The sequence below is a fragment of the Reyranella humidisoli genome, assembly GCF_019039055.1.
Lineage (GTDB): Bacteria > Pseudomonadota > Alphaproteobacteria > Reyranellales > Reyranellaceae > Reyranella > Reyranella humidisoli.
The window spans coordinates 84,221-99,485 of record NZ_JAHOPB010000004.1 but is presented as its reverse complement, the minus strand read 5'-3'; the positions used below and the strand labels follow the sequence as shown (position 1 = coordinate 99,485).

Here is a 15,265-nt window from a genome sequence, read left to right as displayed (position 1 = left end):
TCTCCCGGCCCCGGTGGTCACGCTCATCCCATGGCCGACATCGAGCGCTTCCTGGTAGCCGACGACCACCCGATGGTTCGCGACGCGCTGGCGTCGGCGCTCGGTCAGGCGTTCACCGGCGCGCAATTCAACATGGCCGGTTCCCTCGACCAGGCGAAAGCCGCGCTCGACCGCGAGCCCGAAACCGATGCGGTGCTGCTCGACCTGGACATGCCGGGCATGGACGGGCTCACCGGCCTCGCCCGCCTGCGCGCCGAGCATCCCACCGTGCCCATCGTCGTCGTGTCGGCGGCGCGCGAGGCCTCGGTGGTGCGCCGCGCCTACGAGTTCGGCGCCTCGGCCTATATCGACAAGTCCGCGCCACTCGACGAGATCGCCGCGATCGTGCGCGCCGTCCTCGACGGCGAGATCTTCGCGCCGCCCGAAGCCAGCACCGGCGAGACCTTCGCCCAGCGCGCCGCCCAGCTCACGCCGCAGCAATGGCGCGTGCTGTCGCTGATGGTGCAGGGCGACCAGAACAAGCAGATCGCGCACAAGCTCGGCGTCGGTGAAGCCACCGTGAAGGCGCACGTGACGGTGATCCTGCGCAAGCTCGGCGTCCGCTCGCGCACCCAGGCCGTGATCGAGGCGCGCGGACTGGCGTTGCCGTCGACGGAGACGATCAGGCCGTAAGCCGCCCCACGGCCGAACTCCGCAGCCTTAGCAGTGCGCGCAGCGATGCCGGCTTCACCGGCTTGTGCAGCAGTTCCACCTGCAGCGCGCGCGCGCGCAGCCGCAATGTCGGATCGCGGTCGGCCGTGACGAGCGCGGCGGGCACGGCGCGACCCCAGGCGGCGCGCATCGCGACCACGGCGTCGAGACCGTCGGCGCCCTCGTCGAGATGCAGGTCGGCCAGCACCAGGTCCGGCAGGCGCCCGGCGCGCGCCACCGCGTCCAGCGCCTCGGCCTGCGACGCAGCCGTCGCGACGTTGCAGCCCCACCCGCCCAGCAGCGCCGCCATCGCCTCGCGCACCCGCGCCTCGTTGTCGAGGCAGAGCACGAAGCTCTCGGCCTCGATCGACGGCAGCGACTGTTGCACCGGCTGCGCCACGGGCGCTGTCACGACGGCCGCCACGCGGGGCACGGTGATGGAGAAGGTCGAGCCGCGGCCCGGTGCCGAGGCAAGCGCGACCGGCAGGTCGAGCATGCGCGCGATGCGGTCGACGATGGCGAGGCCGAGCCCCAGCCCCCGCTCCTCGCGCGGCCCCTCGTCCTCGGGCTGCAGCCGCACGAACTCGTCGAAGATCACGGCCTGCTTGTCGGGCGCGATGCCCGGTCCGTTGTCCCTCACCTCGATGCGCAGCGAATCGCCGACCCGCCGGCAACCCAGCAGCACCCGCGCCGGCCGTCCCTCGACCTGCCCGTAGCGCAGCGCGTTCGAGAGAAGGTTCTGCAGGATGCGGCGCAGGAAGGCCGGATCGGTGTCGACGAAGGCGCGCGTCGGCGCCACCGCCAACGCGATTCCGCGCCGTGCCGCCATCGGCGCGAAGGCCGTCGCCAGCGACTCGAAGAGCGGCTGCAGCGCGAAGGGCCGCCGCTCGGGCTTGAAGGCGCCGGCATCGAGCTTGGAGATGTCGAGCAGCGCGTCGAGCAGCGATTCGACGGCGCCGAGGCTCGCATCGATCTTGCCGCCGAGATCGTTGCGCGGGTCGCGGTCGATCATCGCCGCCGTGAACAGCCGCGCGGCATGCAGCGGCTGCAGGAGATCATGGCTCGCCGCCGCGATGAAGCGCGTCTTGCCGAGATTGGCGGCCTCCGCCTCGGCGCGGCTGGCCTCGAGTTCGGCGGTGCGCTCGACCACGCGCTGCTCCAGCGTCTCGGCCGCGCGGCGGAGCTGGCCGTCGCTGTCGCGCAGCGCCTGGGCGATGCGCACCCGCGCCGTGACGTCGTTGCAGGTGGCCACGAACCCGTCCCCCGGCAGCGGATCGAGCCGCAGTTCGATCACGCGGCCGTCGCGCGTGGTGATCTCGTGCGTCTGCGGCGTCTCGGGCCGGCGCAGCAGCGCCACGACCTCGGGCGTCGCGCCGAACTCGCGCGGCGCGGCGCCGACGGCCACCGCGTCGTCGTCCAGTGCCAGCAGGTCGGTGAAGCGGTCGTTGAAGATCTCGAGCCGGCCCTCGCGGTCGAACGAGGCGATGCCCATGCCGACATGGTCGAGCGTGTTGCGCAGGATCTCGTAGTTGTAGCGGATCGCCTCGGAGGCCTCGTCGATGATGGCGCGCGCGCTGCGCGGCAGCAGCCGGCCGCGCCGGGCCGAGGCCGCCACGATGACGCGCGCCGAGGCCGCGCCCAGCGTGCCCGACAGCATGCGCTCGGTGCGGACCACCGCCGTTTCCAGCGACAGTTCGCCCGTGAGGGTGCGGGCCGCGCGCTCGACACCGACGAAGCGCGCGAGGAGCTGGCGCAGCTCCTCGATGCGGGCAGCGTCGGCCGGCGCGCGGCGCGGCAGCGGCCGCGGCTCGGCGCCCAGCACGAAGGCGTCGGCCTGTTCGCGGTCCCGGCCCACCGGCCGCACCAGCAGCGAGACCCCGACCAGCAGTGCCGTGTTCACCGCGACGCAGACCAGGAAGCCCTGCAACACCGGATCGAGCGCGGCCAGCGGCTCGGGCAGGTAGGGGCTGAACGGCGCCACCGGCCCCGCGCCCGCTCCCGCGCCGCTGCCGCCACCCTGGCGCAGGGTCGGCAGCAGCAGCGCGTAGAGCCACACGACGAAGCCGCCGGTCAGGCCCGCCACGACGCCGTACCTGTGGGCGCGCTGCCAGTAGAGGCCGAGCACGAGGCCGGGCGCGAAGTTGGCGACGGCGCAGAAGGAGATCAGCCCGATCGAGGCGAGCGGCAGGTAGCCCGAGATGATGCGCTCGTAGGCATAGCCCGCCATCAGGATCAGCACGACGGCGGCGCGGCGCACCAGCACCACCAGCGGCCCCATGTCCCGTGCGACGCCGGCCTGCCGCTTCAGCAGGTAGGGCATCAGCAGCTCGTTGCCGATCATGCCCGACAGCGCCATGCAGGCCACGATGACCATCGAGGTCGCCGCCGACAGGCCGCCGATGAACACGAAGGCCGACAGCCAGCTCTCGCCGCCGACCAGCGGCAGCTGCAGCACGTAGAGGTCGGGGCTGACGTTCGGCCCCAGCAGCAGCAGGCCCGCCGCCGCGATCGGGATCACGAACAGGTTGATCAGCACGAGATAGGCCGGGAACAGCCAGCGCGCCGTCTTCAGGCTCGCCGGATGGTCGTGCTCGACGACGGCGACATGGAACTGGCGCGGCAGGCAGAGGAAGGCCATGCCCGAGAGCAGCGACATCACCACCCAGGTGAGCGGCGAGGCCTCGCGCGTCAGCCGCTCGGCCACGGCCGGCGCCTCGGCGAGCCGCGCCACCATGTCGGACGGGCCGTCGAACAGGAACCACACCACGAAGGGGCCGACCGCCAGCAGCGCCAGCAGCTTGACCACCGACTCGAAGGCGATGGCCAGCATCATGCCGCGATGCTGCTCTGAGGCCTGCACGTTGCGCACGCCGAACAGGATGGTGAACAGCGCCATCAGCGCCGCCACGATCAGCGAGGTATCGGCATGCACGACACCCGGCGCGCCTCCGACCCACGGCGAGGGTGCGGCGATGGTGCGGAACGACGCCGACACGGCCTGCAGCTGCAGCGCGATGTAGGGCAGCACACCCACCGTGGCGAACAGCGTGGCGGTGACGCCGACGGCGCGGCTCTTGCCGTAGCGCGACGCCAGGAAATCGGCGATCGACGTCACGTTGTGCTGCTTGGCCACCCGCACCATTTTCCGCAGCATCGGGTAGCCCAGGGTCACGACCAGGACCGGGCCGGTGTAGATCAGGATGAAGTCGATGCCCGAGGTCGCCGCGCGGCCGACCGCGCCGTAGAAGGTCCAGGAGGTACAGTAGATGGCCAGCGACAGACCGTAGACGACCGGGGCCACCGAGTTCCGCGACCAGTCGCGCGCGTAGCGGTCGCCGAAATAGGCCACGGCGAAGAGCAGCCCCAGATAGGCCAGCGACAAGGCCAGGACAGCCGGTTCCACCAGCATGCGTGCGCGTTTCTCCCCGGCGTCATTGAACCGTCTGGGCGGGGCCGCTACAAGCTCCGCGACACAAGGATTTAGTTAGAATGGCATCCTACCAGTACATCTACGTGATGAAGGGTCTGAACAAGACCTTTCCCGGCGGCAAGCAGGTCCTGAAGGACATCTGGCTGTCGTTCCTGCCCGGCGCCAAGATCGGCGTGCTCGGCCTCAACGGCTCGGGCAAGTCCACCCTGCTCAAGGTCATGGCCGGCCGCGACGACAATTTCACCGGCGAGGCCTGGGCGGCCGAGGGCGTGAAGGTCGGCCTGCTGGAGCAGGAGCCGGGCCTCGACCCGTCCAAGGACGTGCTGGGCAACGTCATGGACGGCGCCGGCGAGATGGCGAAGATGCTGGCGCGCTTCGAGGAGGTCTCCAACGCCTTCTCCGATCCCGATGCCGACATGGACAAGCTCATCGAGGAGCAGGGCGAGCTGCAGGAGAAGATCGACGCCGGCAACGGCTGGGACCTGGGCCGCACCGTCGAGATCGCCATGGACGCGCTGCGCTGCCCACCGTCCGACGCCAGCGTCGAGAATCTCTCGGGCGGCGAGAAGCGCCGCGTGGCGCTGTGCCGCCTGCTGCTCAGCAAGCCCGACATGCTGCTGCTCGACGAGCCGACCAACCATCTCGACGCCGAGTCGGTGGCCTGGCTGGAGCGCCATCTCGCGGAGTTCCCCGGCACCGTCGTGGCCGTCACCCACGATCGCTACTTCCTCGACAATGTCGCCGGCTGGATCCTCGAACTCGACCGCGGCGCCGGCATCCCGTGGGAAGGCAACTACTCGTCCTGGCTGAAGCAGAAGGACAAGCGCCTCGAGCTGGAAGAGAAGACCGCCGACGCCCGCCGACGCACCATGCAGCGCGAGCTCGAATGGATGGGCACCAGCCCCTCGGCCCGCCGCTCCAAGAGCAAGGCGCGAATCGCGGCCTACGAGCAGATGGTCGAGGAGAACAAGCAGGAGACGCTCGACCGCGCGCAGATCGTCATCCCCGCGGGCCCGCGCCTCGGCGACCACGTCATCCGCGCCGAGGGCATCTCCAAGGGCTTCGGCGACCGGCTGCTGATCGACAACCTCACCTTCAACCTGCCGCCGGGCGGCATCGTCGGCGTCATCGGCCCCAACGGCGCCGGCAAGACCACGCTGTTCAAGATGATCACCGGCCTCGACAAGCCCGACACCGGCACCTTCTCGGTCGGCCCGTCGGTGAAGCTGGGCTACGTCGACCAGAGCCGCGAGACACTCGATCCCAACAAGAGCGTGTGGGAGGAGCTCTCGGGCGGCCTCGACATCATCAAGCTCGGCAGCAAGGAAATCTCCAGCCGCGCCTATTGCGGCTCGTTCAACTTCAAGGGCGCGGACCAGCAGAAGAAGGTGGGCCAGCTCTCGGGCGGCGAGCGCAACCGCGTGAACCTCGCCAAGATGCTGAAGAGCGGCGCCAACGTGCTGCTGCTCGACGAGCCGACCAACGATCTCGACGTCGACACGCTGCGCGCGCTCGAAGAGGCGCTGGTCGAGTTCGCCGGCTGCGCCGTCGTGATCTCGCATGATCGCTGGTTCCTCGACCGCACCGCCACCCACATGCTGGCCTTCGAGGGCGATAGCCATGTCGAGTGGTTCGAGGGCAACTACCAGGATTACGAACTCGACCGGCATCGCCGCCTCGGCACCGACGCCGACCAGCCGCACCGCATCAAGTACAAGCCGCTGGTCCGCTAGACCGGCGGGCACGGGAACGGCGGCATGGCATGAACCCGCTCGACGAAGTGCAGTGGGGACACGACTGGGCGTGGGGTGTGCCGCTGATCGCGCTGACCTGCGTGATCCATATCCTGTGCCTGGCGGTCTTCACCGCCCGGGTCGACCGGGTGCTCGACACGATGCGGGACCGCGGCCGCCACGTCACCCTCACCTTCTCCCTGGTGATGGCGATGGCGGTGACTCTGGTGACGACCCTGCACATCCTCGAAGGCGGCATCTGGGCACTGGCCTTCCGCTACCTGGACGCCATCCCCGACAACCGCTCCGCCATGCTCTATTCGCTGGGCGCGCTGACCACCTACGGCGACACCAGCATCCACCTCGCCCACCAGTGGAAGATGCTGGGCGGGCTGGAAGCGGTGAACGGCGTGCTGCTGTTCGGCCTGACGACGGCGTTCCTGTTCGCGATGATCCAGAGAGTGCTGCCACCGGCGAAGCGGTGACGAACCTTTCGCTTCAGGCCGCTTCCCTCCGACACAAGCACGACGCCCGCACCGGCATCTCGGTACGGGCAGACGCCAGATCGAGCCGCGCCTTGATCAGCGGGGCCTCGACCGTTTCGCCGCGGCGCGTCAGGCATTCGTGCAGGCCGTGCAGGCTCCACACGTTTTCGGGATGCCAGCAGGCGCGGTTGGTTTTGCCGTCGAAGCCGAGGTCGGCGCGATAGACGGCTTCGGCCTCGGCGAGATGGCCCTGCTCCAGCAGCAGCGCGCCCAGCGCATGGCGCGTCGGCTGCATCCAGCCCCAGGGCTCGTCGTAGGGCAGTGAATCGTCGAGTACGACGGCGCGGCGCAGATGAGCGAAGGCGAGGTCGAAGTTGCCGCGACGATATTCCAGCTCGCCGGTCAGCATCTCGTCGGCGATGGCCAGCAGGTCGACCATGGTGTTGTTGTGCAGGCGCCGGCTCTCGGGCACGCGCGCCCTGGCGGCGCGGAAGGCGGCGCGCGCCTGCTCGGCCTGCTCGATCTCGCCCAGCACCGAATGCGCCACGCCCTTTGCGTAGAGCGTCATCGCCGTGGTCGAGCAATAGAGGTCTGGATCCTTCGGCAGCTCCTGCGCGATGATCTCGCGCCATTTGCCGAAGCGCACCAGCACATGCTGCTTCATCGAGAGATAGCCCTCGACGAAATCGGCCATCGGCGGCGACGGGATGCGCAGCAGTTCCTCGGGCGTGGTGTCGATCAGTTCCTGCGCCGCGGTGATGGCCGGCGTGTACTGGCCGAGGAACATGGCGCCGTAGACGATGAAGTGATGGTCGTGGCTGCGGTACATAGAATAGACGTTGAGGGCGCCCTCGCGCGCCAGGTACTTGCGGTCGACCACCACGGCCTTCTGGTTGTAGACGACGACGTCGCGATAGTTGCCGCACAGCACGTCGATATGGGTCGGCATGTGCACGAGATGGCCCGAATCGGGCACGAGGTCGCGCAGCCGGTCGCCGGCGCGCAGCGCACGCTGCGGGAACGGCGACATCTCCATCAGATGGACGTAGAGGTGCAGCAGGCCGGGATGATCCCAGCTCGCCGGGATGTCGCGGAAGGCGCTCTCCAGCACCTCGACCGCCTCCTCCGTGCCGGCGCCCGGCGTCGGCTGGCCGGTCTTGAGGTCCCACATCTGCCAGGGCGTCTCGTTCATGATCGCCTCGGCATAGACCGAGCGCAGGTCGAGATCGTGCGGATGGGCGCGGAACAGCTTGCGCATCTCGACGGTGAAGGCCTTGTCCCAGGTCGTCTGGTCCTCGATCACCTCGCGCTGCGGGTAGCGCGCCGGCAGCGCGCGGATCAGCGCCTGCTCGACCGGCGAGGCGTTGGGCGCGGCGGCCAGCGCGCGCTGCATGGCGTCGTAGGAGGCTTCGAGCGCGCGCTTCTTGCCGGCCGGATCGTAGCGGTGCCAGGGCAGGTTGTAGTTCGGGCCGGCGGCGTAGGAGATGCCCCAGTGCGCCATGGCGCAGCCGGGATCGGTCTCGAGCGCCTTCTCGAAACACTTGATCGCTTCGGCATGGTTGAAACCGTAGAGCCAGTTCAGTCCGCGATCGAACCAGAGCTGCGTCTGCGGCGAAGTGGTCGTGACGCTGCGCTTGTAGGCGCCGAGATCGTAATAGTCGTCCATGGTCCATGCCCCCGCTGCGATCCGGGGGCATGGTGCCGTCGGGAAAGGGCCGGCGGCAAGCCCGGCCGTTCTCCGTGTCGTGAAGGGCTCACCGGCAGGGCGGCGCGCCGGTCCCTTGCGTCCGCCACTGCTTCAGGCAGTCGCTGTCGTCCTTCATCACCAGTGGCACGAACAGCAGCGACTGCTGCCCGCCGATCAGCTGCTGCTGGTTGATCCACGTGCCCGGCGCCGGCACGCGCGTACGGTAGCGCACGACGGTCTCGCCGGCCGCGGCCGTCAGGGTCGGCGTGTCGACGACCGGCTCCGGCCCGTAGATGCCGGCCGCAGTAGCGTTACCGACGCGGCGCCCGCCGCTCACCAGCCAGAGCTGCGCCTGCTTGGCCGAGGCATAGGGAAAGAAATCCGCACGCCCGGTCGGCGGATCGTTGACGGCGAACAGCTTCGCGTCGATCTGCACCTTCAGCGGCTCGGGCCGTCCCGCCGGCGCGGCCAGGATGTCGGCCCGCAGCGCGCCGTAGAGGCCGCCGAGTTCGGGCACGCGCAACTCCTCGCCGGTCGCCAGTGCGAGGCGGCCGAGCGGCGTGTCGATCACGACGGGCTCGTCACCCGGGCTCGCCCAGGCAGCCGTCGCGGCCGACAGGTGCGTGGCGCGATAGCGGCCGAGCACCGATCCGGCAGGACCGGCCAGAACGACCGTGTGATAGGTCCTGTCGCCGTCGCGTTCGGGATAGGAGCCCACCAGGTAGCCGCTGCCGGCCTTGGCCGACGCCGACAGGGCCTGCTCGAAGGCGCCGCCACGCGCCTCGGCCTTCGCCTTGATGTCGGCTGCGGACAGGCCCGAGGGAAGAGCCGAGAGTTCCGGCAGGACCAGCAGCTCGCCCGCTTCCGGCCGCGCCGAGGAAAGCAGCGACGATCCGTCGGGCCATTGCGCCGCCGACAGCGCGACGGAGCGCACCGACGTCGTGGCGTTGCCGTCGGTCGGGCTGCGGTGCAGTGCCATCAGCGGCACGTAGAGGTCCGGACGGCGCCGCGCGAGCTGGGCGGTGCGCTCGGCATCGGCTTCGGCCGGGACGATGCTGGTCGCGAATACGCCGGCGAGGCCGGGCGGCAGGGTCTCGGGCGGCACCACCGGCGCCTGCACCAGCTTCTCGCCCTTCGGCGACCAGATGCTCGAACCGCCATTGTAGTAGAGCTTGCCGCCGGTGATCGGATTGGTCTCGACGCCGCTGCGCGTGGCGCCGACGACCCAGACGCCGTTCTGCGCGCTCATGTACTGGACATTGGAAACCGTCGAATGATTGCCCGTCGCCTCGGCAGGCGGCGTGCCGGGCATGACGCGATCCGACACCGAATGCCAGGCGATGATCTGGGCGCCACGCAGCGCCGCCAGACGCGCATACTGCCAATAGGTATCGTCGTAGCAGATAAGCAGCGCGATGCGCCCGATCGGCGTCTCGAACACCTCGACGCCGGTGGTGCCGGGCGCGAAGACCTTCTGGTCCTGCGGGTTCAGCCCGTTCTTGCGGTATTTGCCGACGATGCCGTTCGGGCCCATCAGCACGGCCGTGTTGTAGGCGAGGCCGGTCGCGGCATCGCGCTCGGCGATGCCCACGCTCATGTACAGGCCGGTGCGCTGGAGTACGGGCAGGAGCGCGGCCGTCGTCTTGCCGGGAATGGTGTCGAGGAAAGGCGCGAGCTGCTTCGGTCCGCTGAACAGATAACCGCTGACCGCCGTCTCGGGGAACACGGCGTACTCGACTCCCTGCCGGGCCACCTCCTCGGCAGCCTTGGCGAGCCGCGCGACGTTGCCGTCGAGATCGCCCCAGGCAGGGACGAAATCCACGGCAGCCACCTTGATCTGCTTCTGCCCCACCGGCGCCTGTGCCGAGGCGCCGACCGCGAGCGACAGGCCGCACGCAATCACTGCCACGATGGCCAGAGCCCATGACTTCCAACTCATCCGCATTCTCCCTTTGGGACGATACTGCGCCGAATTCGCGATTTCCAACATCGCTTAGCATTTGCCGACGGGGGCGCTAGTGTCGTGCCGACATGAGCCCTGCCAGACGCATCATCATCTGCGGCGGCGGCGCGATCGGCGCGGCCATCGCCTATTTCCTGAGCCGGCGCGGCGCGGCGCCGGTCGTGGTCGAGCGCCACGAGGTCGGCGGCGCGGCCTCGGGCAAGTCGGGCGGGTTCCTCGCTCTCGACTGGTGCCGCGGCAGCGCGCTCGACCGGCTGGCGCGCCGCAGCTTCGCGCTGCATGCGAGCCTCGCGACAGAGCTGGGCAACCCATGGGGCTACCGCACGCTCACGACTTATGCCGGCAGCGCCGCCGAAGGCCGGCGCGCGCACGGCAATGCCCGGGCCGGGCGGCCATGGCTGTCGCCAGACGTCACGCTGACCGGCCAGATCGGATCGCCGCAGACGACCGCGCTGGTCGAACCGCATGCCTTCACGACCGGGCTGATGAAGGCCGCGCAAGCCCTGGGCGCCGAACTGACCTACGGCACCGTCACGGGGCTGCGGCGACACGTGAGCGGCGCCGTCGCCGGCGTCACGCTCGAAAGCGGTGAGACGATCGAGGGCGACGGTGTCGTGATCGCGATGGGCCCGTGGTCGATCCTCGCGTCACGCTGGCTGCCGCTCCCCGCCGTCTACGGTTTCAAGGGCCACAGTCTCGTCTTCCGCACCGGCGACGCGGTGCCGGCCGAGGCGCTGTTCCTCGAATACGAGGAGGCCGGCGGCGAGGCGCTCACGCCCGAGATCTTCGCCCGCGCCGACGGCACGGTCTGGGCCTGCGCCGTCTCCAGCACCGCGGCGCTGCCGGTCGACCCCGCCGACATTGCCGGCGACGAGAGCGCGCACGATCGGCTGGAGGCGCTGTGCCGCGCCGTCTCGCCCGCTCTGGCGACGGCACCCATCGTGGCGCATCAGGCCTGCTTCCGCCCCGTGACCGAGGACGGGCTGCCGCTGATCGGCGCGATACCCGGCATCGGCAATGCATGGGTCGCGACCGGGCACAGCGTGTGGGGCATGCTCAACGCGCCCGCGACCGGCGAGGCGATGGCCGAGCTGATTCTCGATGGCGCGTCACAACATGTCGACCTCAGGCACTTCGCGCCGGGCAGACTGCGGCCTTTCTCGGGATTGCGTTAGCCTTCCGGCTTGCTCGTCCAGCGCGGTGGCAGCAGGCGCGTGTTGAGGAAATACGGCACGCTGTTGTCGCTGAGGCGGATCGTACCGATGAATGGCAGCTCGTAAGTTGCACGGAAGTAGATCTGGGCGCGATGGGCGGTGCTGTAGTCTTCAGCGAGCGGCGGCAGGCCGAACAAGGCGCGGAAGGGGCATCGGAAGGTCGCTATCTCGCCAGGTTTCAGTTCGTCGACGGCGGCGGCGGGAAAGCGCACGTCGGTCGCCTCGATCAGCGTCGGCTCACGGCCCGAGGCGCGGACGTGATCGAGCACGCAGTTGAGCTTCAGGCCCTTCATCGGGAACCACGGGCTCGTGTTCTCCGCCGTGAACGTCGCGTCGAACGGCGAGCCCGCCTTCTGTTCCACCGAGGCGTAACTGGGCACCGGCCGCATCGACCAGGCGCCGATCCCGACGCCCGCGATCACGACCAGCACGGCCAGGAACACGATCAGGCTCTGCAGCGACTGCGCGCCGCTGTGCGCCATCATGCGCAGTTCCTGCTGGAGCGTCGTGGCCGGCGGCGGCAGTGGCTTCGGTCCCGTGAGGCGGGACGCCGGCTTGCGGGCTCTCGGCTTCGCACCGGAGGAAGGAGGCTTCGCACCGGAAGAAGCGCTCTTGCGCGGCTTGCTGGTAGGCTTCTTCTTCTGCGCCATCGCCTTCAGGCTTAACGCATCCCGTCCGGATCATCCATCCCGCGGCTGGTCGCAGGCTCAGCCCGCGAAGGCGATCTCCAGCGTGCGGCGCGTTGCCTTGGCACCTTCGCGCGCGACCTCGACGGCGGGCTTCGCCCAATGCGCGGGATTGGGCGCTTCGTAACTTACCCAACCCTCGTAGCCCTTGGCGGCGAGAAGCTGGAACAGCTCGTTCCAGCGCACCACGCCCTGTCCCGGCGGCAGGCGATCGACCGGCGGCGCGGCGTTGGGCGGCGCATTCGGCACGTCGCTGTACTGGACGTAGAAGATCTCGGCGGCCGGCACTTCCTCGAAGCCGCGGCCGGGGCGGCCGCCGCGCTGCAGGTGATAGGCGTCGAGCAGCAGGCCGACGCTCTTCTGCCCCGCCTTGGCGATCAGCTCGCGCAGGATTTCGAGACGGCTCACGATCGGATGCTGGAACTGATACTCAAGCGCGAGCCTGAGCCCGTGGCGCGCCACGATCTCGCCGGCACGACGGATGTTCGACACCGCGTCGTCGAGCGACGCACTGCCGGGACCGATGCCGCTCATCACCGTCGCGCAGTCGAGCGTGACCGCGCGCTCGCAGGCTTCCTCCAGCGACGCGAACAGGCGTTCGCGATCCTCGGGTGCCGCGAAGGTCCAGCCGTACTCGCAGCCGACGGCGCTGACCGGCAGGCCGTTCGCGCGCACCTTGCCGAGCACCGCGGTGTTGGAGAGCCCGCTCTCCTGCGCCCGCCCGAAATCAACCCGGCGCAATTCGACCGAATCGAAGCCGCCCTCTTTCGCCGCCGCCAGCGCCGCTTCGAAAGGAGTTGTATCGACGGTCCAGAGATGAAGTGCCAGACCGCGGAACTTGTGTTGCATCCGGCTTCCCCCGAGCGGCCGGGCGCCGGCCAGCGTCCAGACCGTGAAGATTAGATTCGGTGATCCATGTCGAGCGCCGGTTCGGGCACGTCGACGCAGCCGATGATTCGCGCCGGTACGCCGGCGGCGGTGCAGCCGGCCGGGACAGGGTCCAGCACCACGCTGCCGGCCGCGATCTTGGCGCAGGCGCCGATCTCGATGTTGCCCAGCACCTTGGCGCCCGCACCCAGCAGCACGCCGCGCCGCACTTTCGGGTGCCGGTCGCCGCGTTCCTTGCCGGTGCCGCCCAGCGTCACGCCATGCAGCATGGAGACGCCGTCCTCGACGACAGCGGTTTCGCCGATCACCACGCCGGTGCCGTGGTCGATGAAGATGCCCTTGCCGATCGTCGCGCCCGGATGGATGTCGAGGGCGAACAGCGAACTGGCGCGGCTCTGCAGGAAGTGCGCGAGCGTCAGGCGGCCTTGCAGCCAGAGCCAGTGCGCGGCGCGATAGGTCTGCAGCGCGTGATAACCCTTGAACCAGAGCAGCGGGTCGAGATGGGAGGTGCAGGCGGGGTCACGGTCGACGACCGCCATGAGGTCGGCGCGGGCGGCGAGGCCGATGCCGGGATCGGCAGCCAGTGCTTCGTCGAAGGTCTGACGGATCAGGGCGGCGGGCACCTCGGTGGTGCCGACGAGCCGCGCCAGGTGATAGCTGAGAGCGCTCTCGAAGCGCGGCTGGCTGAGGATCGTCGCATGCAGCGTGCCCGCGAGGACGGGCTCGGCCGCGGCGGCCGCCTGGGCGGCTTCGCGAATCCGGTCCCATACCGGGTCCACGGAACGCAGGTCTGCCGACCGCAGATCTGCCGGGTTCTTGAATACTGCGCTGTCCATGGCGCTCTCCTCCGCTCCGCTTCCGTCCCCTGCGACGCCCGCGAAACGCTCGACACGCCTCCCTGCCGGGAGACTACGCCGTGCGCCCGTTGTTCGCAATTCGGGCGGATACAGGCCTACTGGGCGGCCCGGGTTTCCAGTTCCCGAACCAGCGGCTCGACCTTGCCGCCATTGTTCTGGATGTAGGAATTGAAATCGGAACGTCTAGTCATGACCATGCTGACGCCCTCGACCTTCACGTCGGTGATGCGGTCGTTGCGGACCTCCCACTCGAGCTTGATCGGCTGGCCGCTCGTCTGGTTCAGGCGGCTGTCGACGATCATCACGCCGTTGGCGCGCGGCGTCACCTTGCCCACGGTCAGGGTCTGGCCGCCATACTGGCCGAAGCGCTCGCTGTAGGCCTTGGCCTCGGCCGTGGCGACTGCCTTGAGGAAGCGTGTGCGCTCCGCCTCGGTCGCCTGGTTCCAGTGCGTGCCCAGCGCCGACCGGCCCATGGCCGCCATGTCGAAGCTGCTCTGCAGGACGCCCAGGATCGCGGCCTGGCGGGCGGCGCCTGTCTTGGTCTTGACGATGTCGATGACCTGCTGCGCCGTGCTTTGCACGAGCTGCGCGGGATCAGCGGCGATCGCCGGGGCGATGGCCGGAAGGGTCGAGAGGATCGTGGACGCGGCGACAAGCTGCAACACGACACGACGAGAGGCGAGCATCGGCACCGTGCACTCCTGTGAACGACTGATGAGGGGAAAGGCTTCTAGCCCGGACGCAGGTTCAACGCACCCCGTCCCGGGCGCGTTGCCCTAGCGGACGAGCGCCAGGTTGTCGCGACGCTCCAGTTCGCTGCGCGTGTCGGTCTTCTCGCGCTTCTGGCGGATCTGGTCGGCGCGGTTCTGGGTGTAGGCAGAGCGCAGCGCCGCGTAGTAGTCGACGCTGTTCTTCTCGAGATCGTCGAGCGCGAAGATGGTGCGCGAGCGGTAATCGACGGCATTCATGCCGTAGCGGCCAAGCTGGTAGACGTCCCAGTTGATCGACAGGTTGAACGTCAGAATCCGGAACGGATCGACCAGGTAATCCATCATCAGGCCGGTGCCGTCGCGGGCGTTGGAGGGGCCGATGGCCGGCAGCATCAGGTAGAAGCCGCCATTTTCCGGCTCGGCGCCGGCCCACAGGCCGATCGTCTTGCCGAAATCCTCCTTGGTCCGCTCCAGGCCGAAGCTGGTCGCCACGTCGAACAGGCCGGCTACGCCGATCGTCGAATTCACGAGGAAGCGCGCCATGGTCGTGGCGGCGCGATGCGGCTCGCCCTGGAAGATCTCGTTGATGGCCGTGACAGGCTCGCCGAGATTGTCCAGCGCGTTGCGCACGCCGGTCTGGGCCCGGTCGGGCACCAGGTCGCGGTACATGACCGCCAGCGGCCGGAGCGCGATGATGTCGACGGCGCGGTTGATCGAAAAGATGAAGCGGTTGGGGGTCTCGAGCGGGTCCCAAACCTCGGCGGCACCGGTGTCGCCGGTGGCGCACCCTCCGACCACGGTCCCGGCAAGGGCGACCGCGACAACCGATCGGCGGAAGCGTGCAGCAATGGCTCTCGTCAGACCGGTCATCAACGCCTACCCCAGAATCCGTCCCGCTGGCCCACGGACGCCGGGCCAAAAA

General features: G+C 69.3%; 12 protein-coding genes. 4 read left to right on the top strand and 8 right to left on the bottom strand.

The features are described 5' to 3' along the window. Positions 1-30 precede the first annotated feature (30 nt). Positions 31-672, top strand: a complete 642-nt coding sequence (locus tag KQ910_RS26245; RefSeq protein ID WP_216967002.1) for a response regulator transcription factor — start codon at positions 31-33, stop codon at positions 670-672. Here KQ910_RS26245 and KQ910_RS26240 read toward each other — a convergent pair. Continuing rightward, positions 662-4,099, bottom strand: coding sequence for a NahK/ErcS family hybrid sensor histidine kinase/response regulator (locus tag KQ910_RS26240; protein WP_216966999.1), 3,438 nt, complete (start codon positions 4,097-4,099; stop codon positions 662-664). The genes KQ910_RS26245 and KQ910_RS26240 overlap by 11 nt on opposite strands. A gap of 80 nt (positions 4,100-4,179) precedes the next feature. On the opposite strand from KQ910_RS26240, the gene ettA reads away from it, so the two are divergent. Beyond that, positions 4,180-5,853: an energy-dependent translational throttle protein EttA gene (gene ettA / locus KQ910_RS26235; RefSeq protein ID WP_216966995.1), complete on the top strand. Its 1,674-nt coding sequence runs from the start codon at positions 4,180-4,182 to the stop codon at positions 5,851-5,853. A 29-nt stretch (positions 5,854-5,882) separates the two neighbouring features. Continuing rightward, positions 5,883-6,338, top strand: coding sequence for a hypothetical protein (locus KQ910_RS26230; RefSeq protein WP_216966992.1), 456 nt, complete (start codon positions 5,883-5,885; stop codon positions 6,336-6,338). Between the two features lie 13 nt (positions 6,339-6,351). Here KQ910_RS26230 and KQ910_RS26225 read toward each other — a convergent pair whose 3' ends face one another. Continuing rightward, complete coding sequence (locus KQ910_RS26225; RefSeq protein WP_216966989.1) at positions 6,352-8,004, bottom strand: tetratricopeptide repeat protein; 1,653 nt, start codon at positions 8,002-8,004, stop codon at positions 6,352-6,354. Between the two features lie 88 nt (positions 8,005-8,092). Then, on the bottom strand, positions 8,093-9,964 hold the full coding sequence (locus KQ910_RS26220; RefSeq protein ID WP_229601031.1) for a nitrilase-related carbon-nitrogen hydrolase: 1,872 nt from the start codon (positions 9,962-9,964) through the stop codon (positions 8,093-8,095). Between the two features lie 92 nt (positions 9,965-10,056). Here KQ910_RS26220 and KQ910_RS26215 point away from each other — a divergent pair, with 92 nt between their 5' ends. Continuing rightward, positions 10,057-11,163: an NAD(P)/FAD-dependent oxidoreductase gene (locus KQ910_RS26215; protein WP_216966983.1), complete on the top strand. Its 1,107-nt coding sequence runs from the start codon at positions 10,057-10,059 to the stop codon at positions 11,161-11,163. Here KQ910_RS26215 and KQ910_RS26210 read toward each other — a convergent pair. The 5 genes from KQ910_RS26210 to KQ910_RS26190 all read right to left on the bottom strand — a co-directional run bounded on the left by KQ910_RS26210 (position 11,160) and on the right by KQ910_RS26190 (position 15,213). Next, positions 11,160-11,852, bottom strand: coding sequence for a hypothetical protein (locus KQ910_RS26210; protein ID WP_216966980.1), 693 nt, complete (start codon positions 11,850-11,852; stop codon positions 11,160-11,162). The genes KQ910_RS26215 and KQ910_RS26210 overlap by 4 nt on opposite strands. A 57-nt stretch (positions 11,853-11,909) precedes the next feature. Further along, positions 11,910-12,737: a sugar phosphate isomerase/epimerase family protein gene (locus KQ910_RS26205; protein ID WP_216966977.1), complete on the bottom strand. Its 828-nt coding sequence runs from the start codon at positions 12,735-12,737 to the stop codon at positions 11,910-11,912. A 50-nt stretch (positions 12,738-12,787) separates the two neighbouring features. Then, positions 12,788-13,612 (bottom strand): serine O-acetyltransferase, encoded by an 825-nt coding sequence (gene cysE / locus KQ910_RS26200; protein ID WP_216966974.1) that lies wholly within the window; start codon positions 13,610-13,612, stop codon positions 12,788-12,790. Between the two features lie 116 nt (positions 13,613-13,728). Further along, complete coding sequence (locus tag KQ910_RS26195; protein ID WP_216966972.1) at positions 13,729-14,319, bottom strand: MlaC/ttg2D family ABC transporter substrate-binding protein; 591 nt, start codon at positions 14,317-14,319, stop codon at positions 13,729-13,731. A 90-nt stretch (positions 14,320-14,409) separates the two neighbouring features. Beyond that, on the bottom strand, positions 14,410-15,213 hold the full coding sequence (locus tag KQ910_RS26190) for an MlaA family lipoprotein (protein WP_216966969.1): 804 nt from the start codon (positions 15,211-15,213) through the stop codon (positions 14,410-14,412). Positions 15,214-15,265: the final 52 nt, after the last annotated feature.